Below are 25,892 nucleotides of genomic sequence, written 5' to 3' on the forward strand. Positions count from 1 at the left end.
AATTTATGAAGGTTCAACTTAAAGGTTTTACCCTGATAGAGGTGATGATCGCCGTCGTGATCATTGGTATTTTGGCATCGATTGCATACCCTTCTTATACGCAGTACATTGCTCAGAGTGCAAGATCAGAAGGGTTAGCTGCTTTGATGCGTATAGCAAACTTGCAGGAACAGTATTATCTCGATAATAAAAAATATGCTACTGATTTAACAAAACTTGTAGGGGCCAACCCTTATATCACTGAACACAAACATTACTCTGTATCATCAAGTGGTGCATCAAGCTTTACGATTAAGGCAGTTGCTCAAGGGGTTCAGGCTAGCCGTGATGCCTCGTGCTCTCCTTTAACAATATCAGATACAGGGGCAAAAGGTCCGAGTGCGGAGTGCTGGAAATGAAATTAATAAACCTCTTTATAACGGTGGCTTTCTTACCAAGTTTAGTTTGGGCTGACTCTGGAGCAACAGTCAGCGAACAAGACTTCAAATGCTACATTACATCAAAGAAAAGTGCTGAGATTGCCTTCTATCATTGGAAGAGTAGTGAAATGAATGTGAGAATGGCTAGCCTTGTTGGTACTACTCGCCAATCAAATGATGGATCGAAATATTACATCTATAGTGTTGAGGAGTGTGTCGCATTAAACGCTGAATTTACTAATACTAAGGCGCAAGTTTTGGATAAGTTAACACCTAGATAAACATCAGCATGTATTTTTAAATGTTAACAACGAACGATTTAAGGATAATATTATTTTAGGGTAGTGAACGGTAGATTTAGTCTCCCATAGTTTATGTGCAGCTTTTCCCATCTGCGCCCTCTTTTATTAAACCTGAAGTGCTAATGTTGATGCTTTTAGAATTGTCACTTTGCCCATTTGAACAATAGATAATTGATGTTTCAACTGAGACTAAACCATCGGGTGTAAAATCAATTTTTTTATCGGCGGGCCCTAATAGGGAAATTACATCGTGTGTATTGAAACTATCTATCACTTTCAATACATTCTTGGCACCTCCATTGTCAATATATACACTGAACCCCTTATTCCAGTCTGTGCCGCATGGTGATGCCGCGTATGGGCAGACTGTTACTGTTGCGCCATAGTTGACAGCTTGGTTTCTTGCAAAAGCAAACACATCACTAATTTTTCGTATTTCATTAGCGCTGCGTGTCCCTTCGTATAGCGACGTAAGTGATGGAACCCCTATGGCTAGTAGGATTGCTGCTACGGCAATTGTGACCATCAGTTCGACTAAGGTAAATCCTCTTGAAATAATTAACATGTAGCTATCCTCGTTAAAACTTAGCTAAGTATATGCGAGGAGACTCTAATGGTCAGTATCTATTCTATATTTTCAATATACCCAATAAATTGATTTTCTTGCTTTTATATAATTAAATTATAATAGGGAGTATATATTTAAATTTAATCGCAATTGATATTCTTTGCGGTAGAAAGGCGAACTCTACCCGCCTGATTAACAACGATTGCACGGGAATTTTTGCTATCAATTGTTCGTGGGCAATACTTGAAAGTACCATTACTTCCAGAAGCTAACCCATCAGGTTGAAATTTTATCGAACTTTTATTGTATGTTAAAAAATCTTTCGAATCGAATTCATCAATGACCCTAATAATTTTATCGTTAGCATCGAAGCTTTCGACTACACCTGTATCAATGAAAATTGTTAATCCCTTTTGCCAATCTTGAGTACATTTCCCATTTACGAGTGGGCATACTGTGACCCTATAACCATAACTAACAGCTGTATTTCGCGCAAATTGAAGTGTCTGCTGGATAGTTTTAATATTGGTATCAGCTCTTATCTGATCGCTGAGCTCGGCCAAGGAAGGAGCTCCAACTGTTAACAAGATTGTTGAAATTGATATCGTAGTGATAAGTTCTATCAGGCTAAAGCCTTTTCGATGGGAGTTCATAACAGATCCTTGTTATTTTTCGCTTGCATCCCGCGAGCGAGTTAGTGCTGGCTAGAATGTAAGTATAAAATCAGAGGCAATATTCATAGTACTTTTTTTAGACTTTTATGTGCTAAAAGCGATTTTATAGAAACTGTGTTTTATGAGTAAAGCACTACATTCACTTCAATATTAACGTAACCCCGTGTAAGCTAGTGTTATTCTGTTTGTTTATGTTATTGCAAGGGATGAGGAATTTTTAATGAAAAAAGTTGAAGCCATTATTAAGCCATTTAAGTTAGATGATGTGCGCGAATCACTTGCAGAAATTGGTATCACTGGGATGACGGTACTGGAGGTTAAGGGTTTTGGTCGTCAGAAAGGGCATACAGAGTTGTATCGTGGTGCCGAATATATGGTGGATTTTCTGCCAAAAGTAAAAATAGAGTTAGTGATCCAAGACGATCTGCTCGACCAAGCAATTGATGTCATTGTTGAAACGGCCCGCACAGGCAAAATTGGTGATGGTAAAATTTTTGTCACTGATGTTGAACGTGTTATCCGTATTCGAACGGGTGAAGAAAACGAAGAAGCGGTATAAACTGCTTACGAACGATTCTAAAGGGCCTAGTGGCCCTTTTTTGTTGCCTAAGCATATGGAAAAACTAAATAGTACTGCTGGGTTTCTGAAATATCTTTAATGGAAAATCGCCTGTTTTACTCAACTAATGTAGTTATCTCTTATCTGTAACATGGTATAACTTAGCCTCGCAAATGAGTTTTATGAGGTTGTCATTTTGGCTACAAAAAGAATAGTGATCGTGGGTGGTGGTGCTGCTGGTTTAGCGCTTGCATCGAAGTTGGGCCGTAAATGGGGCGGTAGTGATGTCGTCGATGTGTGCTTAATTGATAAAAGTCCTATTCATATATGGAAGCCTAAATTACACGAAGTCGCTGTTGGTGTGATAGATCAATCTATTGAAGGTTTACTCTATCGCGATCATGGACTTAAAAACGGTTATCGCTATATTCGTGGTGAGATAGAGCAGTGTGAGCCGGATGCTAAATCGATTCAGTTAGCCGCAGTCTATAATGATGAAGGCGAGTTGCTCTTAGAGCAGCGACAAATCGATTATGATTTTTTAGTGCTTGCATTGGGTGGAGTTTCTAATAGTTTCAATACATTAGGTGCTGATGAGCATTGTATTTTCTTAGACAGCCTTGAAAATGCCAATTTATTTCATCATAAATTACTCGACGCTTTACTTCAATTAAACGAAACGCAAGAAAGAGTCAGCATTGGTATTGTCGGTGCGGGTGCGACAGGGGTTGAATTGGCAGCAGAGCTTCATCATGTCATTGAGTCTGTTAAAGAGTACGGCTATCTGAATATCGCTAAGCATCATCTTGATGTGCATTTGATTGAAGCGTCCCCAAAAATCCTTCCTCAATTACCAGAGCGTGTAAGCGCTAGGGCTCAGGCTGTTCTTGATCAGATTGGTATACGTTTACATATCGGTGTTCAAGTTAAAGAAGTGACTCGTGATGGTTTCATTACCCAAGATGGCGATGTGATTAAAGCAGGCTTAAAAGTATGGGCTGCCGGTGTCAAAGGACCAAAAGCATTTCAGCATTTTGCAAAACTGCCCATTACTCCGCGAAATCAGGTAGAAGTTGATGATTGTATGCGAGTGAAAGGTCATCAAGATATCTACGCCCTTGGCGATTGCGCTCTATTAATCCAAAGTTCTGGCCAGCCTGTTCCACCAAGGGCGCAAGCAGCAGCTCAGATGGCTGATACCTTGTTTGATAATATCGTTAATCGATTACAAGGTAAGCCTGAAAAGGCCTTTATTTATAAAGATTACGGCTCATTAGTTTCTTTAAGCCGCTTCTCTGCGGTAGGCAATTTAATGGGGAACCTACGCTCTGGCACTTTCTTTGTTGAAGGCCATATAGCAAGATTGATGTATATCTCTTTGTATCAGAGGCATTTAGCCAGCCTTTATGGTTGGTTTTCGGCAATTGTGTATCGAGTGGCACAAAAGTTATTGAAGTGGCAGCGTCCGAAGCTCAAATTACATTGATTTCTATGTGATTTATGAGATAGAAAGAGAGCATATATGCTCTCTTTTTTTATTGTTTAGGAATTGCCGACGAGTCACGAATGATAGGTTCAGGAGTAAAGGTTCTAGAATATATGGCATCTTGCTCGCGACGTTTTGCTATTAATAATTCAGTAGCAACCTGAGCTATTTCTGCGTTTGGCTGATGTACTGTGGTAAGTTTAGGCCAGGTTTGACGTGAGAATGGGCTATCTTCGAAACCGACAATTGATAAATCAACGGGTATGTCTAAACCCGCTAAACGAGCCGCAAAAAGTGCACCAGCGGCAATTTCATCGTTACAAGCAACAATCGCCGTCGGGCGATTTTTTAGTTTGATGAGCTTGTTAGCGCCATCAACACCGGACTCAAATGAGTACTTCCCTTCAATTATGTAGTTTTCATTCAGCTTTAGGTTATTTATTGTTAATGCCTGTTTAAAACCAAGTAATCGCTCTTTGGTGGATTCATGGTGTAAATCTCCGCTTAAAAAAGCGATATGCTTGTGGCCTAAATCAATCAGATGCTGGGTGATTTGAACTGCACCGAATTTATCGTTGACTAAAATAGTCAATCCATTCTGATCGTTGTCTTTTTCTCCCGCAATAATGCGCACATAGTTAGCATCAATTTCAGTGAGTGCTTTGAGTACTTTAGGATCTTCTGACAAGGGAGGTGTTAGTACTAATCCTGCGAGCCTAGAATATTTGACTAGTGCTGTAAGCTCATCACATATGGTCTCTGATTTGGCATTGCAAGGGTGGATGACAAGTTCATAGCCCTTGTCTTTACAGGCTGACAAGATCCCATTTTGCATATCAATAATATAGTAAGCGTTTGGGTTATCGTAAATAAAACCAATAGCATAGGATTTAGTTCCTGCTAGATTTCTTGCCGCTAAATTAGGTTGGTAGTTAAGTGCTTTTATCGCCTCGTTCACTTTGTCAACGGTGGCCTGCTTCACTGAAGGTTCGTTATTGGTTACACGGGATACTGTCTTGATAGACACTCCAGCATATTTAGCTACGTCGTTGATAGTGACTTTCATTGATGTAAAAACTCTTTGTCTAAGGTCGCGAGGGGTTTAACTGTTCTATGAACGTAAATTCTTTACCAGCAATTTACAAGCTTACATTTTTTATCAGTTTTTTCTGACTTATACATCTTATAGTGCGAGCTTTTGATGTGCTTAGCAATCCTGAATTGTTACAAATTGGCGTTAATTTATCATTGTTACAATTATGCTTGGAGTTGTAAGTTTACGTCATAATATTAAAGCTCATGTTTTATAATGATTTTTAATAAAAATACTGATTCAACATTCTGCTTTATGACATTTTTTTGCTTCCATCGTTATTTTGTTGTGGCAAGGCTGTTAATTATTGTGTAATGTTTGCACTAGACATGACAGCGTTGTCATTCCTCAGGGAATGGTTATGAATACTAAAACGATAATAAAGTTATGGAAGGGAAACGAGATGCGACCATCAACCTTTAAGAAAACTGTACTAGCTACAAATATTGCTATCCTACTCGGCAGTGCTGTATCCATCAGCGCTGTTGCTGCAGACGCCGTGGCAACCACCGCAGCACCTGAAAATATTGAAAAAATTGAAGTTCGCGGTATTCGCGCTTCCCAGCAAGCTAACTTAAATGCTAAACGCTTCTCAGACAGTACTGTGGATGCGATTACTGCTGAAGACATTGGCAAATTTCCGGATAAAAACGTTGCAGAATCTCTGCAACGTATTCCTGGTGTCACGATCCAGCGTCAATTTGGTGAAGGCGCGGGTGTTTCAATTCGTGGTGCGGGTCAAGATCTGACTTTGACAACTCTGAATGGACAAAACGTAGCTTCAACAGGTTGGTTTGTTCTTGAGCCTGCAAAACGTTCATTTAACTATGAATTATTACCATCTGAATTAGTTGGTAACTTAGAAGTCTATAAATCATCTCAAGCGGACTTAGCTGAAGGTGGTGTGGGTGGTACTGTTGTAGTTAATACCCGTAAGCCATTGGATATGGATTCAATGACTTTCTTTGCTTCTGCTGAAGCTCAATATCAAAGCGATTCGGGTGAAACAGATCCACAATTTTCAGGCTTAGGTAGCTGGAAGAATGATGATGAAACTTTTGGTGTATTAGTTTCTGGCGTTATGCAAAATCGTAGCTTGCAGCGTCAAGGTGATGAAGCTTTTTGGGAATGGGGTGCTGGCCCTGTCGCATTTGAACAAGAGCGCGAACGTTCAGCTATTGCTGCAACATTCCAGTATGCCCCGTCTGATTCATTAAACTTTGTGTTTAACGCGATGGACATGCAAATGGCCGCGGACAACACCAACTACGCATTATGGTTTACGCAAGCTGACACTTCATGGTCAGGCGCTCCAGGTTCTGGTGCTTGGGATAACACGGAATGGATTGGTGGCTGCGGTTTATGTGGTGGTGATAAGCCAGATGCATCACAGTCAGGTTCTCAAGTTGCAGGCCCTGTTAACTTAGCATATTGGCAAGCTCGCCCTCGTGAAGCGACAATGAAGTCTCAAGTTTTCGACTTGAAGATGGAATATAGCGGTGATGGATACCAGTTTACGACTCAAATCGGTGATACAAGTTCTACTGGTGGTACCGATTTTGAAATGGTTGTTGAAGATGGTCTGGGTGGTACAGCATTAAATGGTGCGACTTATGACTTTACCAATGGTCATCAAACTTGGGATTTAAATGGTTTTGATACAGCCACTTATGATCCAGGTTCGCTTGCAATGGGTACTGGCAGTAACTTTAATAAAACACCAAAAACAGATGATGAAACTTATATTCAAGCAGATATTAAGTTTGATGTAGATCTAGGTGTGGTTAATGCCATTAAAACGGGTCTGAAATATGCGAAGCATAATACAACGAGTCGCCGTTTTGACTTTGTACAAGCCGATGACTTTAATCCCGTCATATCAACAGCAGGCTTAAATACTGGTACTTTTGCTGTAGGAACAAGTGAATACGATATTATTCGTTTTGATCCAGATGCACTAAAAGATTGGGCTAAATCGAGCATCATCGGTGAGACTGAAGATTTTGGTTCATACCGTGAAATTGATGAAGATAACTATGCTGCTTATGTGATGGCTAACTTTGCATCAGAAGGTGTACGCGGTAACTTTGGTGTGCGTTATGCGGGTACTGAAGCGACCTCAACGTACTATGTTGATGGTAAGAAAACCGATGCTTCAGCTAATTATGGGGAATGGTTACCAAGCTTAAACGTAGCATTCGACTTAGCACCAGATCTCATATTGCGCGCATCAGCGGCTCGAGTTATGGCTCGTCCACAGTATGATGACATGTATGTTAACCCTAACGTTTTAGGTGCAAATGATGATGTGCCTAATAACCAAAAATGGGTTGTTGGCAATATCGGGTTAAAACCATTTATTGCTAATCAAATAGACTTAGGCATTGAATGGTATTTCAATGAAGAGTCATTACTTTCTGCGGCTTTATTTATGAAGGATGTTAAAAACTTCGTAACCTTTAGTGAGTACCATGCAGATAGCGCCGATATCCCATTTACTGGCACGTTAAAACCTGATGAAGTTGCTGGTGGTTGGACTGTGCAAGAGAAAGCCAATGGCGAATCTGCGACAATCCAAGGTTTAGAGCTGCAATATCAACAAGACTTTGGGAACGGCTTTGGCTCAATTGTTAACTACACTTATACTGATAGTGAAACTAGCCCAAATACATATACAGATCGCAACCCGTTCTTAAGCGATAGTTCAAAGCACTCATATAACTTAACTGGTTATTTTGAAAACGATTTGTTCCAAGTTCGTTTAGCATATAACTGGCGTAGTGAATATATGATCCGTGAAACTGGTTCATACGGTAATCGTTTACACGATGCATTTGGTAGTTTGGATTTGAGTGCAATTTGGCATGTTACTGATTATATGGATATTAAACTTGATGGTAATAACCTGTTAGAAGAAGGTTCACGTCAGTTTGGTAACAATCAGTTCCAATCTAATCTAAGTGGTTTTACGGATGGCTTCCCTGTATTTGAATACAACATGGCCCGCCGAATTACATTAGGCGCTAGCGTACGATTCTAATCTCGGTTTAACTCAGGTATAAATGAAAAAGGGAGCTTGCTCCCTTTTTCATATCTCAATAATATTCAATCAGAAGAAGCCCTCAAGGAGCTCATATGACTAATTCAATCACCCCACTTGACTCAGCAAAACATGCGCACCTGAAAGTGACTCCTACCACTTATGAACATGTTGCTGCGCAACACTTACTACCCATTTCAATTTATGAGTTTGCCTTTGCTGCTGTAGATGCTCCTGTTGTTTTTGTTAAAAATAGTGAAACAGGAGAATATCAGTCCGTAATTATGCTTGGATTAAAACCTGGACAGAATTTGAAGCAAAAAGATGGCAAATGGTTAGGGCTGTATATTCCAAATATACTTAAAAACTATCCGTTTGGTTTAATGTTGAGTACTGAACAGCAGGATAAAGTATGGGTGGGGATACGAGAAGAAAGCGCTCATGTGAGCACTGATAAGGGAAATGCATTGTTTGAAGGAGGAGAGGAAACTGCGTTTTTAAGATTGCGTAAAGACAGTATTATAAAAAACTTCGAACAAGAGCAAATGAGTAAGGCAATTATTGCATTTTTTGCTCAAAAAGAATTATTTTCTCCCCAAAGTCTTACTGTTGACATCAAAGGCGAAAAACGCGGCATAAATGGTATCTATTTCATCGATGAAGCTAAGTTAAATCAACTCAGCTCAGATGAGTTCTTAGATATCAAGCAACGAGGCCTTTTAGCGCCAATTTACAGCCATTTGAACTCATTACATCAAATTAATCGCCTAGCGAAAGAAGAAATCGAGTTGAGCGTTTAAGTAATCAGCAGGCATAGGTCATGACTTCAATAAAAAATATAAAGAGTGTCGTCATTGTTGGTGGCGGAACTGCAGGTTGGATTTCTGCCTGTCATTTAGCTAAAAAGTTGAATGCTAGAACACCTAAAATACAAGTTATGTTAGTTGAGTCCCCGAACATTCCTACTATAGGCGTTGGTGAAGGGACAGTGCCTATGTTACGCGAAACATTAAAGTATTTTGGTATTCGAGAAGATGAGTTTATTCGTTGCTGTGATGTAACATTTAAGCAGAGTGTTAAATTCATTGATTGGAATAAACCCAATTCAGGGGAGTACTATCACCATTTATTTGATTATCCCTACTTTAAAGACGTTACTTCAACGTGGCTTAATAAATCTCTTTCAGATAGAGGCCGCTACGCTGATCTTGTGTCAGTTCAAGGTCATTTGATTGATGCGGGACTTGGACCTAAAGTGATGACACAGCCTCAATATCGAGGTGCTATGCATTACGCGTATCATCTCGATGCTGCAAAGTTTACCAAGATGTTGACCAAATTTGGTGTTGAACAGTTAGGCGTTAAACATCTTCTTGCAGAAGTCATTGATACAAAAATAGACGCTCAGGGACATATCTTAGAGTTACATACTGATAATGCTGGTGTATTGAATGCGGACTTGTATGTTGATTGTACTGGATTTAGTGCTCAACTCATTGGCAGCGCATGTAACGTTCCCTTCGTTGATAAGAGTGACATTTTGTTTGTCGACTCAGCATTAGTTGTGCAGCTTCCTTATGAAGATAAATATACGCCTATCCCTTGTTTCACTAAATCAACAGCACAAGAGGCTGGCTGGATATGGGATATCGGTTTGTCTGAACGTCGTGGTGTTGGTTATGTGTATTCCAGTCAATATTCATCAATAGAGCAAGCTGAGAGTGTATTGCGGGAATATCTTGGTAAAGCAGAACAAGTCTCGTTTCGACACATACCGATGAAGGTGGGGTATAGAGAGAAATCGTGGCAAGGTAACTGTGTTGCGATTGGTTTGTCGAGTGGTTTTGTTGAACCTTTAGAAGCGACTGGTCTGCTTATGTTTGATGCGACAGCCAGAATGTTAGCTGAATGTTTTCCTGCTAATACTGACGTTATGCCACTCGTGGCTAATCGTTATAATCAGCGAGTATTGAATGCTTGGAATCGGGTGATTGATTTTATTAAACTTCATTATGTCATAGCCAAACGAATGGATACGCCATTTTGGGTTGATAATAAAAATGAAATAAGTATTCCAGACACATTAAAAGAACATTTAGAATTGTGGCGCTATCACATACCGACTGCCTATGACTTTACTTCTACGCTAGAATTTTTCAATTTAGAAAATTATTTATATGTACTCTATGGCTCAGACTTTGAGTCAAAATTAGAGAGGAAATTAAATGATGAAGAGGAAAGGCTTTTCACGGTAATGACCGAGAAATTAGGCAAGCAGGTTACATTACTCAAATCGCAATTATTACCCCATAGAGAGTTAATTGAACGTATTAAGTTGTATGGCATCCAACTTAATTAATGGTTGAATTAAATGGTAAGTAGAGCAAGATTTTTAATCTTGCTCTTTATGATTTTAAATATTTTTAATTTTCGCTAAGAATTCTTGATGTGATAAAGATTGCTCTTTTGCTCTAAACTGTTGTGTTTTTAAGTTGTCGAGTATTCTTGATATTTCATTTTTTGGACAAGGTATATGGATTTCAGGAATATGCTGCATACCATAAAGTACGTAGCGATAATTCTCATCTGTAAAAACTGAACTATATCCATTGGCAAGATCGACATACTCACAAACCTTGTCTTTCCATAGTGTCATTTTTTGTTCTAGAGCAGGTATGAATGCTGAGCTTTGTGCAGCTTTTTGCCAGAATTCATTATCATCTCTATCAGTTAAACAGTAATGAAGTACGATAAATTGTCTAAGATCGGTATACAATCCGTTCATTGCGATATTATATGACGTCCTTATCGCTTGGGAGGGATTAGATGAAGTTAAATGCGTCGCTAGCAATCTTGCTCCTAAGTTTATAAGATGCAAGCCTGTCGATTCTAAGGGTTCAATAAATCCACCTGCGAGCCCCATTGCAATACAATTTCCAACCCAAAATTCACGTCTACAACCTATCTTCATATCTAAGTGAACAGTTCTTATGATCTCTTGTTCATCGCCAAGATAAGCTTTTAATTCAGCCTCAGCTTGCTCCCTCGTTAGACTATGTCCATCGTAGACATAACCCGTTCCTTGACGATTCGTTAGGTCAATTTCCCAAGCCCAACCATGACTAAGTGCTGTTGCTGTCGTATAGGCTCTTGGTAGCTGGTGAGGCAGATATTCCCGCTGCATTGCAACGGCTTTATTGCAAGGTAATTCGGTTTCGAATGATTGCCAGTTATCATTCTTTAGGCTTTGAATTAAAAGCCCTTTAAAGCCTGTACAGTCGATAAATATGTCACTCTTGAATGAGCCTTGGTCAGTTACAACCTCTATGATGTTGCCATCATTAACCAGAACGTCCGTTACATTTGCTTCAACATGATCTACCCCTGCTTGGGTGGCTTTGCGCTTTAAAAAGGTCGCCATAAGTGTCGCGTCTAAGTGGTAACCATAGGGGACAATACCTTGATATTGATTCAAGTATTGCGTTTTAGGGCTTAAGTTATTTTGCATTAAGCTAAATGAAAGGCTTGTTGCTTCAGCAAAGGAAGTGCTGTTTGATTCATTAATCTGATTATTTAAAATCCAAGCACTTGCATTATCAATTTTTCCAGATGGTTTTTGTTGCTCAAATGGATGGAAATATTCATGCATTTTACCATCGACTGGTTTCATCCAGTTACGAAATAATATGCCGGTCTTTAATGTTGCGTTTGTTTCTCTAAGTAGCTCATTTTCATCTAATCCCATAGCTGCAAAGAAGAATCGAAGACTATGAACGGTAGCTTCGCCAACGCCAATAATACCAATTTCTTTACTTTCGATAAGTCTAATATCTATGATATTAGATGAGTGGTTATATAACTTACTCAAGTAGAGAGCCGTCATCCAGCCTGTGCTACCGCCACCGACAATCGTGATACTTTTTAGCGGAGAATTATTCATCTTAATGTTTCCTATTAACTCGCTAACATGACGCTACCCGTCAAAATGATCCAAATGGAGAAAAAGAGTTTTAATACTTTTACAGGGAGAAAGAGCGCTAATTTACGAGCGAGTAATCCTCCGATAATGGCGCCAGGACCTGCGAATAAAACTAGCTCAAAGAGGGCATGGCTATTTGTTGAAAAAATATGGATAGGGCTTGCCGACCAGACTGTAATCGCAGAAACAACAACGCCAGTGGCGACCGCCATTTTGGCGCATAGTCCCCTTATCATGAGATAAATGACGACTAATTCGCCGACGCCTACCGATAACCAAGCTGTGATAATACCGCCGAAATAGCCAATGAGAGCGAGCCAAAGAAAATCGACCGGCATTATAGAGCGAGTGATTTGTGTGCTTTTTTTGCTACTAATAATGATGGCGATACCAAGCACTATCGAGAAAATGCTAAAGCTGGTGTGTAGCGAAGAGGGCGAATTGAGTCGTAGTAATTGGCTACTCCAGAAACCTAAGACAGAAAAGAAGGCTGCAAGTAATGATGCTTTTACAAAACCAGACCAGGCATCATCTTCTCGGTGGTGCTTTTTATAATGCAGTGACCATGAAATCGCGCCTGCTGTCATGCCAAAGCATTGGATCATAAATGAAGTCGAGACACTTTGAGACTCACTAAAGTTGAGGCTCGAAAATACCGGAATAAAGATGACGCCACCGCCAGCTCCTGTCGAGTTTGCAAATATCGCTCCTGTGATGCCTAGAAAAACGAAGCGTCCATATTCTTGGATAAGATCAAATAGCGAATGAAAATGGTTCGCCCAAAATAACCAAGCTCCACAGAGTAGTAATACCAAACTGAGGTTTAGGTAATACCGATTTAAGCGCGGAGCAGGCTGGGTATTATTGGGCACAAGTGTGTTAATGGGATTCATCAATAGCTACCGTGATCTTTGTCATGTTATCGCTATGTTATCAATGAAAGACAGCGTTGTCACATAAGCTTGAATAAATAAAATAAACATTTTAAGTATTTGAATAATTTGCATTAATTATGTCTATTCATAAAAAATAACAATAATTGTCAAAAAAATGTAGAAATCCTGTTCTTTCTTGTGTACTTTAATAATGACAACGCTGTCATCTGCTTGTGTGACGCGTTGTTTGTAAGGTCTGCATGAGAGGATGAGGTCTCCTTATCATGTGTTTGGCAGGAGTATTGCTGTCGGGCGGCGATACGTTTGTCTTTGATAGTCTCTCCCCAGAAACTAGCGTGGGCTGGGTACTGTAAGCAGTGCCCAGCCATTTTTTTAGGATGTTTTTACGGTATTACTCAACTGCCTACCTCAGCACTTGAACGTTAGCGGCATAGATAAATAAAACTCACTGGTATAAACCAGATAATAAAAGAGGCTACAATTTATGGCGATTCATTTAACGGCTGCGATGCGTGTCATTGCAATTGGCATGTCGAGTGTCATTGGCCATGTCACCGCACTCATCATGACAAAAAGAACGGTTTGCATACCCCTGTTTATAATGGCATTAGCGTTTTTTTCGGCATTTTCCTCTTTTGCTGTATTTGCTACCGACACAGCCACAAACAATTTAGCTTCAAATTCTGATGTGTCTAAATCGTCTGCACAGGTTTCAAAAAAAATCACCACCGCGATACAGCAGGAATGGTTGCTAAAGTTACTTGATGAAGCACTGCGGCGCTCGGATTCGGGTTATCAAGCGCAAGAAATGTCGACTCAAATGAATCAAAAGCGCAAGGTTGAAGAAGCACTCGCTGGGACTGTCGACGTGTTTTGGAGCATGACCTCAAAAGAATTGGAAGAAACTGTGCTTCCCGTGCGCATTCCATTGTTTAAAGGGTTACTCGGTAATCGGCTGCTGATTATCCGTAAATCGGATGAGGCACGATTTGCTAATGTGAAAACCATGGCGGATTTTAGGCTGTTAAAGGCGGGGCAAAATCGTTATTGGCCCGATGCCACGATTTTAGAAGTCAATGGATTACCCGTCGTCACTAGCTATCAGTACACCAATTTATACCCCATGTTAGAAGGCGGGCGTTTCGATTATCTTGCCCTCGGTGCCCAGGAAATTAGCGAAGAACTCGAAAATCACCCCGATCCCGCACTTAAGGTCGATAGCCATATCCTGCTGCAATATCGTTCGCCAGCTTATTTCTTTGTTTCCCCTAAGCGCCCCGAACTTGCTGCGGCCATTTTAGCCGGGCTTGAAAGTATGGTAAGCGACGGCTCTTTTGATGAGATGTTTAATCGCGAGCTTAAAATTGAGCAACTGTATCGTGAGGCTAAGTTTGAACAACGGGTGATTATCCGTCTTGATACACCTGATTTAAGTCCATTAACACCAATAGAACGCACAGAATTATGGTTAGATCTTTTTAGTATGCAAGGTGCAAAATAATGAAAACATTAGCCTTAAAAGTACAGATTGGATTAGCGGCAGCAATTTTTATGATTGTTAGCGTTCTGTTCGGTGCATCTTACTGGTTGGCGAGCGATAAATTGGCCGCCAGTGAAACTGAGTTTGAAGAAAATACCGTCGCCAATTTACAAGTGACCATGGCGCAGCCCATCTTCACCTACGACTATGAGCAGATCCGTGCAGTGCTATCTGTGATGCTTAAATCTGCGCAGATTTATCATATTGTCGTGAGTGACCATCGCGGTAAAGTGTTAGCCGAGAGTCAACAGGCTCAAACAGTGGCCGATGAGTATCTAGTGAAACGTGAAATTCAATTTGCTGAGCAAGGTAACCCAACGGGCCAATTGGCTATTCAGTTTTCTATGTTGCCTATTCGCGCTCAGTTGTCAGATTTACTCTTAGGTTATTTCTTGCAGGCGTTGTTAATTCTCGGTGGCAGTTTATTTGTTATCTTCATTATTCTTAAACGTTTAGTGATTAATCCACTTGGGAATGTGGTCCGTGCTATGGAAGAAATTGCCAGCGGTGACGGCGATTTATGCCACAGATTACCCGTTGAGAGTCAGGATGAGATTGGTCAGCTTGCCAAGGCATTTAATGGTTTTGTTGAGCAAATTCACGGCACGATTTCCAGAGTGCACGAAACCTCAGGGCAATTACTGGGCGATGCCAAAGCGCTTGGTTCACTGTCGCAAACCAACAATGATCGTGTGCAAACCCAATTAAAAGAAACCGAGGCGGCAGTGACGGCTGTAACTCAGCTGAGCGCCAGTGCCAATGAAGTCGCCATTAATGCGAAACGCACCGCGGATGCGGCGAGTCAGGCCGATAAAGCGGTCGATGACAGCCAGCGGCAGTTCGATTCGGGATTAGACATTACTCGTAAACTGGCATCTGAATTAGCCCGCTCGGCACTGTCTGTTTCACAGTTACAGCAAGAAACGCAAAAGATTGATGAAGTCGTTGTAGTCATCAACAGTATTGCCGAACAAACCAACTTACTGGCGCTTAATGCTGCGATTGAAGCGGCGAGGGCGGGTGAACAAGGGCGCGGGTTTGCTGTGGTGGCCGACGAAGTGCGCACCTTGGCGAGCCGAACCCAACAGGCAACTGGTGAAATACAGAAAATGATCCAGCAGGTCCAGAGCCGAGTGGCCGAAACGGTCACTGTGATGCAAGCGAGCCAAGCCCTCTCAACTCAGGGCGTTAACCGCTCAGAAGAAATTAAGTTAGTGCTTACTAAAGTGACTGATTTAGTCTCAAATATCAGTAATATGAACATCGAAGTTTCCCATGCGGCACAGGAGCAAACCTGCGTCACCGAAGCGATTTCTCGCACGTTAAATGATCTTGCCAATGTCTCAGGTTCAGCCTCACTCGATAGCGAGCACTTAGCGCACTCGAGCGAGCGACTGTTTCACCAAGGGGAAAGACTGCGGACGTTAGTAACTTCCTTCAGATTATAGCCATTTCTGGAGCTAGATAAGGATAATCATGAATAAAACACTTTCAGCAAGCGCCATTTTACTGGCTTTAGGATTAGCGGCCTGTTCCGAGGCGCCTGTGACGCCTTCCGCAGCGTCAGCCGATAAGGCTGTAGCTCAAACACAGCAAGCTCAGGACGCATTAACTCAAGCGCAGTTACAACAACTCGGGGATTCGTTAGTCGTAACTTATCGTGTTGTGACCAATGTGCCAGACGATAAGTGCTTAAAAGATAAAGCCGATGGTCGCTGTTTTGTCGCTCAAATTGATTTCGTGCCCGGTATGGATTTAGCCAGCCAAGATTGGGAAATTTATTTAAGCCAAATGCGCCCAGTGCAATCGGTTGAAAGCGGTGAGTTGACGATAACGCACGTTAAAGGCGATTTACATCGTATTACGCCAACGGCCGCTTTTAAGGGATTTGTTAAGGGCGAGAAAATGCAACTGACATTCCGTGGTGAGCCGTGGCAATTGGCTGAAACCGACGCTATGCCAAACTATTACCTCGCAGCAAAAGGATTAGAGCCCGTCATTATCGCCAGCACTCAAGTGGGTAAAGATGCCGAAACGGGTTTAGAGACGCGTCCGTATGTTGAAGGGGTTACGAATTTTAAAACCCAATATCAACGCACTGAAACGGATAAACTCGCGCCAGCCGATGCCGCGCAATTATTTAAAGCCAATCGAAGCGTGAGTGAAGATGCCGCCTTGGCTGTGGATACCATTATCCCAACGCCACAAAAGGTGAAGATCCATTCAACCGATACACCAGTATCCCTTGCTGGTGGTATTAAGCTCGAATATCAGCATGATAACCCAGAGCAAAAGCGTCAAGTTGCGGCGGCGGTGGTACGTTTAGCTCGCCTGGGTGTGGCTGAATCTGCGAGTGGCATTACGGTGAAATTTGCCAGCCAAAAAGGGGATGAGGGCAGTTATCGCTTAGATATTCAGCCAACTGAAATTGTGATTGCTGCCAATGATGCGGCGGGCTTCTCTTACGGTTTATCATCATTAGCAAGCCTTGTGGATGTGAATTCGCTGAAAGTGAATGCGATGACCATTGAAGACAGCCCACGTTATCCGTTTCGTGGTATGCACATTGATGTGGCACGTAATTTCCACAGCAAACAATTGTTGCTGGATTTGCTCGACCAAATGGCGGCTTATAAGCTCAATAAACTGCATTTACACATGGCTGACGATGAAGGTTGGCGACTCGAAATCGACGGGCTACCTGAGCTGACCGACATCGGTAGTAAACGTTGTCATGATCTTGCTGAAAATACCTGTCTGTTACCACAACTGGGCAGTGGTCCTTTTGCGGAGTCGAGCGTTAATGGTTTCTATACTAAACAAGACTATATCGACATAGTGAAATATGCCGAGGCGCGTCAAATTCAAGTGATCCCATCGATGGATATGCCGGGTCACAGCCGCGCCGCGATTAAAGCGATGGATGCGCGTTTTCGTCGATTACAGGCTGAAGACGTAGAGCTTAAAAACACGGGCAAAGTGCAGGTTGTCCCTGTGCAGGAGACGGCAAATCAAGCTAGCGCAGCGGTAAAATCGTTAGATGCGGGCGCTCGTCAATTGCAAGCTGAAGGGAAAACCACTGCAGCTGAGCAATATTTGTTATCCGATGCAAACGACAAAACAGTTTATTCTTCAGTGCAATATTACGACGACAACACGCTTAACGTATGCATGGAATCGACTTATCACTTTGTCGATAAAGTGATTGATGAAATTGCCAAGTTACACCAAGCCGCGGGTCAACCATTGACGCGTTACCACATTGGTGCCGATGAAACGGCGGGAGCTTGGAAACAATCTCCGCAGTGTTTAGGATTTGTCGCCAATAACGATAAAGGTGTTAAGTCGATAGATGACTTAGGCGCTTATTTTATTGAACGAATTTCGACTATGTTAGCGGCAAAAGGCATTGAAGCAGCAGGATGGAGCGATGGTATGAGCCATGTTCGCCCTGAAAATATGCCTGCTAAGGTGCAGTCTAATATTTGGGATGTGATAGCCCACAAAGGTCATTCGCGCGCCAATCAGCAGGCGAATCTCGGCTGGGAAACGGTGCTCTCTAATCCTGAGGTATTGTACTTTGACTTCCCCTATGAGGCCGATCCTAAAGAGCATGGTTATTACTGGGCGAGCCGCGCGACCAATAGCCATAAAGTCTTTAGCTTTATGCCTGATAACTTGGCCGCCAATGCCGAGCAATGGACCGATATTCAAAATCAGCCGTTTGAAGCGGACGACAGAATAAAACTTGATGAGGCGGGTAAAAAAATCTCGGGTCCAAGGGAGAAAGGCAAACCTTTTACTGGTTTGCAAGGGCAGGTTTGGAGTGAGTCGATTCGCAGTGACGATACGATCGAATACATGGTGTTCCCGCGTTTATTGATGTTGGCTGAGCGTGCTTGGCATCAAGCTGCATGGGAAGTGCCTTATCAATATCAAGGCGCTGTATATAATCAAAGCTCGGGCGCTTTTACCTTAGCCATGCGTAATGCACAGGCAAAGGATTGGCAACAACTTGCGAATACCTTAGGTCATAAAGAGTTTATTAAGCTAGATAAAGCGGGGATTGATTATCGCGTACCGACGGTCGGCGCCGAGATCCGTGAGGGCAAGCTGTTTGCCAATATCGCCTATCCTGGGCTCAAGCTTGAATACCGAAGCCTCAATGGCCAATGGCAAGCTTATCAAGCGGGGCAGGCGGTCACTGCACCGATAGAGGTCCGTGCCATAGCTGCCGATGGTATTCGTAAAGGCCGAAGTTTAATCGTTAACTAAATCGTTTTTATATCTAGCTGTATTTTAAAGATAAAATACAGCCTTTTTGTTTTTCTATGTCGGTGATTTCCGAAATTTTATTTTAGATGAAGAATTGCCTTAAAAAGTAAATGACAACGCTGTCATTTTTGCTGTAACATTGAGTTAACTAAAGTTGAGCGCTGTATTAACGGCAAATAATAAGCAACGGTAGCGCTGCATTGATAGGTGAAGAGGGGTGTCATGGGGTTAGTCCAGACAAAAGATCAACAACTGTTTATAGGTGTAGATGGAGGTGGTAGTAAATGCCGAGCCACCATCTACTGCGCAGAGGGTACCGTTTTAGGGACAGGTGTTGCTGGACGCGCAAATCCACTGCATGGTCTCATACAAACATTTGAATCCATTGAAGCATCGACTCGCCTGGCGTTGCTGGATGCGGGCATGAATGAGAGCGATAGTCACTTGCTGGTGGCGGGTCTTGGTCTTGCTGGCGTAAATGTCCCTAGGTTATATCAAGATGTTATCAACTGGCAGCATCCTTTTGCAGCCATGTATGTCACTACTGATTTGCATACGGCTTGTATTGGTGCCCACCGCGGTGCCGATGGCGCGGTGATCATCACGGGTACTGGCTCTTGCGGTTATGCCCATGTTGGTGATACCAGCTTGAGTATTGGTGGTTATGGTTTTGCATTGGGCGATAAGGGCAGCGGTGCTTGGCTTGGATTAAAAGCTGCGGAACACGTGCTGTTAGCACTCGATGGCTTTGCCGTACCAACTCGATTAACTGACATGCTGTTGAGCTACTTTAACGTCACCGATGCGCTCGGCATTGTCGAAAATCTAGCGGGTAAATCATCAAGTTGCTACGCCGCATTAGCCAGAAGCGTACTCGATTGTGCCAATGAAGGTGACGCGGTCGCGACGGCGATAGTACAAGAAGGTGCTGATTATATTAGCGAAATGGCGCGTAAGTTATTTAGCCTAAATCCGGTGCGTTTTTCTATGATCGGTGGTCTTGCAGAGCCTCTACAAGCTTGGCTCGGTACTGATGTGGTTGCCAAAATTTCAGAGACCTTAGCACCACCCGAACTCGGTGCTATGTATTTCGCCCAGCAAGAATTTAATAAGTCGTTGTCAGTGCACATAGGCACTGAAGCCAAATCCTGTATTTGAACGTGAAGGTAAAAGACATGACAAACACTATTATGGAACAAGAAGCACGCACTGCACCGCAAAAAATTGCGGGTCAATTAGAAGCTAACGCTGACATCATGCAGCAGTTAGGTGAGAAACTGCGCGCCTTCGCCCCTCGTTTTGTGATGATAGTAGGTCGCGGCTCATCGGATCATGCGGGAGTGTTCGCTAAATACTTATTTGAAATTGAAGCGGGTGTACCGACCTTCGCCGCCGCACCTTCAGTGGCGAGTGTGTATGGTAAAACCTTGAAACTCGAAGGCGCGTTAGTCATTGTGATTTCACAATCTGGCCGTAGCCCTGATATTTTGGCGCAGGCGCGTATGGCAAAAAATGCCGGTGCTTTCTGTGTTGCCTTAGTGAATGATGAAAGTGCACCTATTAAAGATATTGTCGATGTCGTTGTGCCTTTACGTGCAGGTGAAGAAAAAGCGGTTGCTGCGACTAAGAGTTATCTCGCAACGTTGTCGGCGATTTTACAACTCGCCGCCGCCTGGACTCAAAGCGAATCGCTCGCTCGCGCTGTAGCGTCTTTACCCCAAGCGCTGCAAACGGCGGTGGACGCTGAGCCGCAGCTCACGCCAGAATCCGTTGCCGACGTGAAGAACTTAGTCGTACTCGGCCGTGGTTTAGGTTATGCGGTATCCAAGGAAATCGCGCTTAAGCTAAAAGAAGTGTGTTCAATCCATGCCGAAGCGTTCAGTAGTGCAGAGTTCCTCCACGGCCCTGTCACTTTAGTTGAGAAAAAACTCACTATCGTCGATGTGTGTATTGGCGATGAATCTTACGCTAGCCATATTGAACAAATTGAAAACGTGAGCCAACGCGGCGCCGATTTAGTGCATCTGAATCAAACCTCGACGGACATTCACCCTCGTGTTGCTCCGTTAGCGTTATTACAACGATTCTATATCGATGTGGCTGCGGTTGCGATTGCCCGCGGTATCGATCCCGATCAACCTGCTGGCCTTAAAAAAGTGACCCAAACGCTTTAAGCGGCAAAGTTTAAGAGGTCTAGGTAGGCTGCACGATTAAACAGCTGCAGCTAAGCCACGCGGTTAAACTAATTTAAGCTTTAAGCTAACCGCGTTATTTATTGAAAGAGGTTTGCGATGAAAATCACCTTGATCGCTGAGCGTATTTTTGATGGTGAATATTTCCATCAAGATGTGCCTGTGACTGTTGAAGACGGGCACATTCTGGCGTTTGATACGGTTGTTGGCGCGAAGGAAATCCGCCAAGCCGGAACGCTGGTGCCTGGTTTTATCGATGTACAAGTGAACGGCGGCGGTGGGGCGTTATTCAATGCCAATCCGAGTGTTGATTGTATTGAGACTATCGGCCGTGCCCATGCGCGTTTTGGCACGACAGGATTTTTACCCACACTTATCACCGATGATGTCAGCGTGATGGCCAATGCGGCCGATGCCGTGGCTGAGGCTTTAGTCAAAGGTAGCGCTGGCGTTTTAGGGGTGCATTTTGAAGGGCCACATTTATCTGTACCTAAAAAAGGTGTGCATCCACAGGGCTTTATTCGCGAAATCACAGAGGCGGAACTCGCCGTATTTTGTCGTCAAGATCTGGGGATTAAAGTGGTCACGCTTGCGCCTGAGAATGTGTCACCAGAGGTGATCCGCACGCTTGTCGCCTCGGGAGTTAAGGTGTGTTTGGGTCATTCTAATGCCGACTACGATACTGTGGTTGCGGCATTAGCGGCAGGCGCGACGGGCTTTACTCATCTTTATAATGCGATGTCTCCTCTAGGTTCCCGCGAGCCGGGCATGGTTGGCGCGGCGATTGAGAGTGAAACTGCTTGGTGTGGTTTGATTGTCGATGGTCACCATGTGCATCCCGTGGCGGCAAAGGTCGCACTACGGGCAAAACCTAGGGGCAAAATGATGTTAGTCACCGATGCTATGCCGCCTGTGGGTATGGACGGTGAGACTAGCTTCGAGCTCTTCGGTACGCAAGTGCTGAGAGTCGGCGACAGATTAAATGCCGTGACCGGTGAGCTGGCGGGTTGTGTGCTCGATATGGCGACTGCGGTCAATAATACGGTGAACTTGTTAGGTTTACCTTTGGCGGAAGCCTTGAGAATGGCGGCGTTATATCCCGCACAGTTCCTCGGGATTGAGCATAAAGCTGGCCGTTTAGCACTGGGACATAGGGCTGATTTTGTTTTGCTCGATGCGCAGAACAAAGTGCAGGCAAACTACATTGCGGGACGGGCAGTCTATTCAGGGCCAATTTATGCGGGCCAGGCAATAGGGGGACGTACTTAAATCGCTTTCGCAGTTTAGGTGATGTGTAACAATTGGCCCTTGTCGTATTTTGATGACAGGGGCTAAGTTTTTTTATTGTACAGCACTCATTTTAAACAGTATTAGTTTTGTACAGTATTAGTTTTGTACAGTATTAGTTTTGTACAGTATTAGTTTTGCTCAACTTTTATAAAAGCTTTTAATAACAATAATAAAGGATGATGGCATGGGGACGACACAGACAAATGCAATTGTGCCAGTAAAGGTGAATAAACCTAGGTTGATGTCTCTGGATGCACTGCGCGGCTTCGATATGTTTTGGATTTTGGGCGGTGAGGCCCTGTTTGGGGGCTTGCTTATTTTAACGGGCTGGGCAGGTTGGCAATGGGGCGATGAACAAATGCACCATAGCCAATGGCATGGTTTTCACTTCTACGATTTGATTTTTCCGCTGTTTATTTTCCTCTCTGGTGTGGCCTTAGGTTTATCTCCCAAACGTTTAGATAAATTACCGATGAAGGATCGATTACCTGTGTATCGGCATGGGATTAAACGACTCTTTTTATTGCTGCTACTGGGCATTTTATATAATCACGGTTGGGGTACGGGCGCGCCTGCCGATCCTGAAAAAATTCGCTATGCCAGTGTGTTAGGTCGAATCGCCTTTGCATGGTTCTTTGCCGCATTACTGGTGTGGCATACGAGCTTACGAACGCAAGTTATTGTCGCCTTGGGCATTTTACTCGGTTATGGCGCAATGCAACTTTGGTTGCCTTTCCCCGGTGGACAGGCGGGCGTGCTTTCGCCAACGGAATCCATCAATGCCTATGTCGATTCGATGTTATTCCCCGGCATAAGCTATCAGGGACGTACACCCGATCCTGAAGGTTTACTGTCGACTATCCCCGCCATAGTCAATGCGTTAGCGGGTGTGTTTGTTGGCCACTTTATTGTTAAATCCCACCCTAAAGGTGACTGGGCTAAAGTGGGATTACTTGCCGCTGCGGGTGGTGTTTGCTTAGCCTTAGGTTGGCTGTTGGATCTTATCATTCCGGTTAATAAAGAGCTGTGGACCAGTTCATTTGTGCTGGTGACGTCGGGCTGGAGCATGATTCTGCTGGCAGTGTTCTATGCCTTAGTCGATGTGCTTAAGTGGCAAAAAGCCGCCTTTTTCTTTGTGGTGATAGGCACCAACGCCATCATCATTTATTTAGCGTCGAGCTTAGTGGATTGGAAATATATTGCTCAAAGTGTGTTTGGCGGCTTAGTGCAGGCCTTGCCTGAAAGCGCTCAAGCGTTAGCTGCGGTTATCAGCTTGCTTGCGGTGCAGTGGCTGGTTTTATATTGGATGTATCGCCGCAATATTTTTGTCAGGATTTAGTCTGTTTGCTTAATCGCTTGAGATAAGTCGCACACACTCAGTGTCTGCGGCTTTTTTTACATTATTTTCTGGATGTGAGTCATCACTTACTTATAACTTATCAGTTGGCCAATCGATGATTACGAGGGAATATTCGCGAGAATTTATTAAATGACAGCGTTGTCTTTTTGTGTTATTTGTTTTAACATCACTGAAACAATGGTGCGTTTGGATGATAACATTAGCCATTGCGGACGAGTCGCGATACGGATATTCGGGAACTTAGGTATTAATTTAAACCCCGTTATCACCTAAATAATTAATTACTATAAGAAGCAGGTTTATGGAAATGACACTCGATAAAAGCCAGCAGAAAAGCAGCTTTCTCCCCATGGCCATAGTGGCCGCTCTCTTTTTCATCCTCGGATTCGCCACTTGGTTGAATGGTTCTTTGATGCCTTATTTGAAACAAATATTGCAACTCAATCCCTTTCAAGCGTCGTTGATCCTGTTTTCTTTTTACATTGCCGTGACCTTTACTGCCTTGCCATCCGCTTGGCTTATTCGCAAAGTCGGCTATAAGAATGGTATGGCGATAGGCATGGGCGTGATGATGTTGGCGGGCTTACTGTTTATCCCTGCTGCGGAAACACAAATATTTGCCCTATTCCTTTTCGCCCAATTAGTGATGGGTGCAGGCCAAACCCTGTTACAAACTGCGGTTAACCCTTATGTGGTGCGTTTGGGGCCTGAAGAATCTGCGGCCGCCCGTGTCAGTGTGATGGGTATTTTGAATAAAGGTGCGGGTGTGATTGCGCCTTTGGTGTTTTCGGCGTTGATTTTAGACAGCTTTAAAGACCGTATTGGTACTGAGCTAACTCAAGTACAAATTGAAGAAATGGCTGACGGTTTAGTATTCCCCTATTTAGGCATGGCCATTTTTATCGGTATCTTAGCGCTCGCGGTAAAAAAATCACCTTTGCCAGAGTTGTTGAATGAAGATGAAGCTGCTGAAAATACGGATAAAGGGCAACTTAAAGCGGCATTATCTCACCCTAACTTAGCCTTTGGCGTGTTAGCGCTGTTTGTTTATGTTGCTGTAGAGGTTATTGCTGGCGATACCATTGGTACATTTGCTTTGTCTTTAGGCATAGAGTCATACGGTGTTATGACTTCCTATACTATGGTGTGTATGGTGCTGGGTTATTCTTTAGGTATCCTGTTAATTCCTCGTTTTATTTCACAACCTAAGGCTTTGATGGTGTCGGCTATTCTGGGTTTGTTACTGACATGCGGTATTTTGTTTGGCGACAATAATTCCTACGCTATTGCTAATGTTTTGTTAGTGCCTTTTGGCGGTGTGGCACTGCCCGATACTTTGTTGATGATTGCTTTTCTTGGTTTAGCTAATGCGATTGTTTGGCCTGCGGTGTGGCCACTAGCTTTATCTGGTATGGGGAAATTGACCAGTACAGGTTCTGCGCTTCTCATCATGGGGATTGCAGGTGGCGCCTTTGGTCCAGTGTCTTGGGGCTTAATGAGTTCGGCGACAGATATGGGCATGCAGGGTGGTTATATTGTGATGTTGCCATGCTACTTTTTCATCCTTTTCTACGCGGTGAAAGGCCATAAGATGCGCAGTTGGTAGTCAAGTCTGTTTGAACAGCTAAAAAGAAGCCCTCGATGATGAGGGCTTTTTTGTGTCTTAGTTGGACCAAGCTAAGGCGAAATTAGAACGCGTAGCTTACGCTCGCAAGCACGGTATCTGAGTTTTTAAATGCACCGTCAGAGACTTTTTGGTCACCGCTGAGATCTGTGCCTAACCAAGCGAGAGAAAGCCCAAAGCCTGCCAATTCGGTCGATACGCCAACAGAGTAATCTGAGTAGCTATCAAAACCTTCACCATCATCTAAGGCATCACCCACGTTATAGCCGTAGTGCAGATCGATACTCCAGTTTTCAACAAATTCGTAGGAGTAGTTTAGTTCTCCATAGTGATAATCTAAGTCAGTTTGTAGTGGCACACTAATTTTGGCCACCTAAATAGAGGTGATATTATTACCTCGTAGATGACTTTAGGTGAACACATGAGATCGACAACCAGAAAAACATTTAGTGCTGAATTCAAACTTGAAGCAGCCCAATTAGTCCTCGATAAAAACCATAGCATCATCGAAGCTGCAAAGGCGATGAACGTAGGTAAGTCCACTATGGATAAATGGGTGAGACAGTTAAAACTAGAACGCCAGGGTGGCACACCA

At 43.2% G+C, this 25,892-nt stretch carries 21 protein-coding genes and 1 pseudogene; 16 read left to right on the forward strand and 6 right to left on the reverse strand.

The window, feature by feature from the left end; genetic code table 11:
- The first annotated feature begins 5 nt into the window (after positions 1-5).
- Positions 6-398 carry a type IV pilin protein gene (locus tag L5M29_RS19565; protein ID WP_131525276.1) on the forward strand — a complete coding sequence of 131 codons (393 nt, stop codon included), beginning with the start codon at positions 6-8 and terminating at the stop codon, positions 396-398.
- On the forward strand, positions 395-700 hold the full coding sequence (locus L5M29_RS19570) for a TapY2 family type IVa secretion system protein (RefSeq protein WP_113941310.1): 306 nt from the start codon (positions 395-397) through the stop codon (positions 698-700). Before L5M29_RS19565 ends, L5M29_RS19570 begins: the two co-directional genes overlap by 4 nt.
- A gap of 91 nt (positions 701-791) precedes the next feature.
- Here L5M29_RS19570 and L5M29_RS19575 read toward each other — a convergent pair whose 3' ends face one another.
- On the reverse strand, positions 792-1,286 hold the full coding sequence (locus tag L5M29_RS19575; RefSeq protein ID WP_113941309.1) for a GspH/FimT family pseudopilin: 495 nt from the start codon (positions 1,284-1,286) through the stop codon (positions 792-794).
- A 143-nt stretch (positions 1,287-1,429) separates the two neighbouring features.
- Positions 1,430-1,942: a GspH/FimT family pseudopilin gene (locus L5M29_RS19580; RefSeq protein WP_263169568.1), complete on the reverse strand. Its 513-nt coding sequence runs from the start codon at positions 1,940-1,942 to the stop codon at positions 1,430-1,432.
- A gap of 241 nt (positions 1,943-2,183) precedes the next feature.
- Here L5M29_RS19580 and glnB point away from each other — a divergent pair, with 241 nt between their 5' ends.
- Positions 2,184-2,522: a nitrogen regulatory protein P-II gene (gene glnB, locus L5M29_RS19585; RefSeq protein WP_028760911.1), complete on the forward strand. Its 339-nt coding sequence runs from the start codon at positions 2,184-2,186 to the stop codon at positions 2,520-2,522.
- 196 nt (positions 2,523-2,718) lie between these two features.
- The gene (locus tag L5M29_RS19590; RefSeq protein WP_028760910.1) at positions 2,719-4,008 is read left to right on the forward strand and encodes an NAD(P)/FAD-dependent oxidoreductase; all 1,290 of its coding nucleotides are present in this window, start codon (positions 2,719-2,721) and stop codon (positions 4,006-4,008) included.
- Between the two features lie 49 nt (positions 4,009-4,057).
- Here L5M29_RS19590 and L5M29_RS19595 read toward each other — a convergent pair whose 3' ends face one another.
- The gene (locus L5M29_RS19595; RefSeq protein WP_131525952.1) at positions 4,058-5,074 is read right to left on the reverse strand and encodes a LacI family DNA-binding transcriptional regulator; all 1,017 of its coding nucleotides are present in this window, start codon (positions 5,072-5,074) and stop codon (positions 4,058-4,060) included.
- Between the two features lie 388 nt (positions 5,075-5,462).
- Between L5M29_RS19595 and L5M29_RS19600 the strand changes: the two genes are divergently transcribed.
- The 3 genes from L5M29_RS19600 (at position 5,463) to L5M29_RS19610 (ending at position 10,500) form a co-directional block, all read left to right on the forward strand.
- Entirely contained in the window at positions 5,463-8,141 is a 2,679-nt protein-coding gene (locus L5M29_RS19600; protein ID WP_198573931.1) for a TonB-dependent receptor, read from the forward strand.
- Positions 8,142-8,236: 95 nt separating this feature from the next.
- Positions 8,237-8,941: a SapC family protein gene (locus L5M29_RS19605; RefSeq protein ID WP_198573932.1), complete on the forward strand. Its 705-nt coding sequence runs from the start codon at positions 8,237-8,239 to the stop codon at positions 8,939-8,941.
- Between the two features lie 20 nt (positions 8,942-8,961).
- Entirely contained in the window at positions 8,962-10,500 is a 1,539-nt protein-coding gene (locus tag L5M29_RS19610; RefSeq protein ID WP_263169573.1) for a tryptophan halogenase family protein, read from the forward strand.
- Positions 10,501-10,554: 54 nt separating this feature from the next.
- On the opposite strand, the gene L5M29_RS19615 is transcribed toward L5M29_RS19610, so the two are convergent.
- Together L5M29_RS19615 and L5M29_RS19620 are read right to left on the reverse strand one after the other, a co-directional pair.
- Positions 10,555-12,081, reverse strand: a complete 1,527-nt coding sequence (locus tag L5M29_RS19615; protein WP_263169574.1) for a tryptophan halogenase family protein — start codon at positions 12,079-12,081, stop codon at positions 10,555-10,557.
- A 14-nt stretch (positions 12,082-12,095) separates the two neighbouring features.
- On the reverse strand, positions 12,096-13,013 hold the full coding sequence (locus L5M29_RS19620; protein ID WP_263169576.1) for a sulfite exporter TauE/SafE family protein: 918 nt from the start codon (positions 13,011-13,013) through the stop codon (positions 12,096-12,098).
- Positions 13,014-13,500: 487 nt separating this feature from the next.
- Here L5M29_RS19620 and L5M29_RS19625 point away from each other — a divergent pair, with 487 nt between their 5' ends.
- The 8 genes from L5M29_RS19625 to nagP all read left to right on the forward strand — a co-directional run bounded on the left by L5M29_RS19625 (position 13,501) and on the right by nagP (position 25,279).
- A complete protein-coding gene (locus L5M29_RS19625) occupies positions 13,501-14,517 on the forward strand; it encodes a substrate-binding periplasmic protein (RefSeq protein WP_263169578.1) in 1,017 nt (338 codons plus the stop codon).
- Positions 14,517-16,004 (forward strand): methyl-accepting chemotaxis protein, encoded by a 1,488-nt coding sequence (locus L5M29_RS19630; protein ID WP_173246238.1) that lies wholly within the window; start codon positions 14,517-14,519, stop codon positions 16,002-16,004. The genes L5M29_RS19625 and L5M29_RS19630 overlap by 1 nt, the downstream gene beginning before the upstream one ends.
- 28 nt (positions 16,005-16,032) lie before the next feature.
- Positions 16,033-18,831, forward strand: a complete 2,799-nt coding sequence (locus L5M29_RS19635) for a family 20 glycosylhydrolase (protein ID WP_263169582.1) — start codon at positions 16,033-16,035, stop codon at positions 18,829-18,831.
- Between the two features lie 222 nt (positions 18,832-19,053).
- Complete coding sequence (nagK, locus tag L5M29_RS19640; RefSeq protein ID WP_263169584.1) at positions 19,054-19,989, forward strand: N-acetylglucosamine kinase; 936 nt, start codon at positions 19,054-19,056, stop codon at positions 19,987-19,989.
- A gap of 17 nt (positions 19,990-20,006) precedes the next feature.
- Positions 20,007-21,005 carry a glucosamine-6-phosphate deaminase NagB-II gene (gene nagB-II / locus L5M29_RS19645; RefSeq protein WP_263169585.1) on the forward strand — a complete coding sequence of 333 codons (999 nt, stop codon included), beginning with the start codon at positions 20,007-20,009 and terminating at the stop codon, positions 21,003-21,005.
- Positions 21,006-21,122: 117 nt separating this feature from the next.
- The gene (gene nagA, locus L5M29_RS19650) at positions 21,123-22,292 is read left to right on the forward strand and encodes an N-acetylglucosamine-6-phosphate deacetylase (protein ID WP_263169587.1); all 1,170 of its coding nucleotides are present in this window, start codon (positions 21,123-21,125) and stop codon (positions 22,290-22,292) included.
- A gap of 205 nt (positions 22,293-22,497) precedes the next feature.
- Entirely contained in the window at positions 22,498-23,652 is a 1,155-nt protein-coding gene (gene nagX / locus L5M29_RS19655; RefSeq protein WP_263169589.1) for a transmembrane glucosamine N-acetyltransferase NagX, read from the forward strand.
- 328 nt (positions 23,653-23,980) lie between these two features.
- Positions 23,981-25,279, forward strand: coding sequence for an N-acetylglucosamine MFS transporter NagP (nagP, locus tag L5M29_RS19660; RefSeq protein WP_263169592.1), 1,299 nt, complete (start codon positions 23,981-23,983; stop codon positions 25,277-25,279).
- Positions 25,280-25,361: 82 nt separating this feature from the next.
- On the opposite strand, the pseudogene L5M29_RS19665 reads toward nagP, so the two are convergent.
- Positions 25,362-25,643: pseudogene (locus L5M29_RS19665) on the reverse strand (TorF family putative porin); the annotation flags it as partial.
- A 75-nt stretch (positions 25,644-25,718) separates the two neighbouring features.
- Between L5M29_RS19665 and L5M29_RS19670 the strand changes: the two are divergent.
- On the forward strand, positions 25,719-25,892 hold a 174-nt coding region (locus L5M29_RS19670), incomplete at its 3' end, for a transposase (protein ID WP_263148818.1).

It is taken from the genome of Shewanella sp. SM95, assembly GCF_025653595.1.
Lineage (GTDB): Bacteria > Pseudomonadota > Gammaproteobacteria > Enterobacterales > Shewanellaceae > Shewanella > Shewanella oncorhynchi.

Excerpts from the sequence above, each read along its gene's own strand:
- L5M29_RS19565 (WP_131525276.1), top strand. The coding sequence starts at position 6 with ATGAAGGTTCAACTTAAAGGTTTTACCCTGATAGAGGTGATGATCGCC.
- L5M29_RS19570 (WP_113941310.1), top strand. The coding sequence starts at position 395 with ATGAAATTAATAAACCTCTTTATAACGGTGGCTTTCTTACCAAGTTTA.
- L5M29_RS19575 (WP_113941309.1), bottom strand. The coding sequence starts at position 1,286 with ATGTTAATTATTTCAAGAGGATTTACCTTAGTCGAACTGATGGTCACA.
- L5M29_RS19580 (WP_263169568.1), bottom strand. The coding sequence starts at position 1,942 with ATGAACTCCCATCGAAAAGGCTTTAGCCTGATAGAACTTATCACTACG.
- glnB (WP_028760911.1), top strand. The coding sequence starts at position 2,184 with ATGAAAAAAGTTGAAGCCATTATTAAGCCATTTAAGTTAGATGATGTG.
- L5M29_RS19595 (WP_131525952.1), bottom strand. The coding sequence starts at position 5,074 with ATGAAAGTCACTATCAACGACGTAGCTAAATATGCTGGAGTGTCTATC.
- L5M29_RS19600 (WP_198573931.1), top strand. The coding sequence starts at position 5,463 with ATGAATACTAAAACGATAATAAAGTTATGGAAGGGAAACGAGATGCGA.
- L5M29_RS19605 (WP_198573932.1), top strand. The coding sequence starts at position 8,237 with ATGACTAATTCAATCACCCCACTTGACTCAGCAAAACATGCGCACCTG.
- L5M29_RS19610 (WP_263169573.1), top strand. The coding sequence starts at position 8,962 with ATGACTTCAATAAAAAATATAAAGAGTGTCGTCATTGTTGGTGGCGGA.
- L5M29_RS19615 (WP_263169574.1), bottom strand. The coding sequence starts at position 12,081 with ATGAATAATTCTCCGCTAAAAAGTATCACGATTGTCGGTGGCGGTAGC.
- L5M29_RS19620 (WP_263169576.1), bottom strand. The coding sequence starts at position 13,013 with ATGAATCCCATTAACACACTTGTGCCCAATAATACCCAGCCTGCTCCG.
- L5M29_RS19625 (WP_263169578.1), top strand. The coding sequence starts at position 13,501 with ATGGCGATTCATTTAACGGCTGCGATGCGTGTCATTGCAATTGGCATG.
- L5M29_RS19630 (WP_173246238.1), top strand. The coding sequence starts at position 14,517 with ATGAAAACATTAGCCTTAAAAGTACAGATTGGATTAGCGGCAGCAATT.
- L5M29_RS19635 (WP_263169582.1), top strand. The coding sequence starts at position 16,033 with ATGAATAAAACACTTTCAGCAAGCGCCATTTTACTGGCTTTAGGATTA.
- nagK (WP_263169584.1), top strand. The coding sequence starts at position 19,054 with ATGGGGTTAGTCCAGACAAAAGATCAACAACTGTTTATAGGTGTAGAT.
- nagB-II (WP_263169585.1), top strand. The coding sequence starts at position 20,007 with ATGACAAACACTATTATGGAACAAGAAGCACGCACTGCACCGCAAAAA.
- nagA (WP_263169587.1), top strand. The coding sequence starts at position 21,123 with ATGAAAATCACCTTGATCGCTGAGCGTATTTTTGATGGTGAATATTTC.
- nagX (WP_263169589.1), top strand. The coding sequence starts at position 22,498 with ATGGGGACGACACAGACAAATGCAATTGTGCCAGTAAAGGTGAATAAA.
- nagP (WP_263169592.1), top strand. The coding sequence starts at position 23,981 with ATGACACTCGATAAAAGCCAGCAGAAAAGCAGCTTTCTCCCCATGGCC.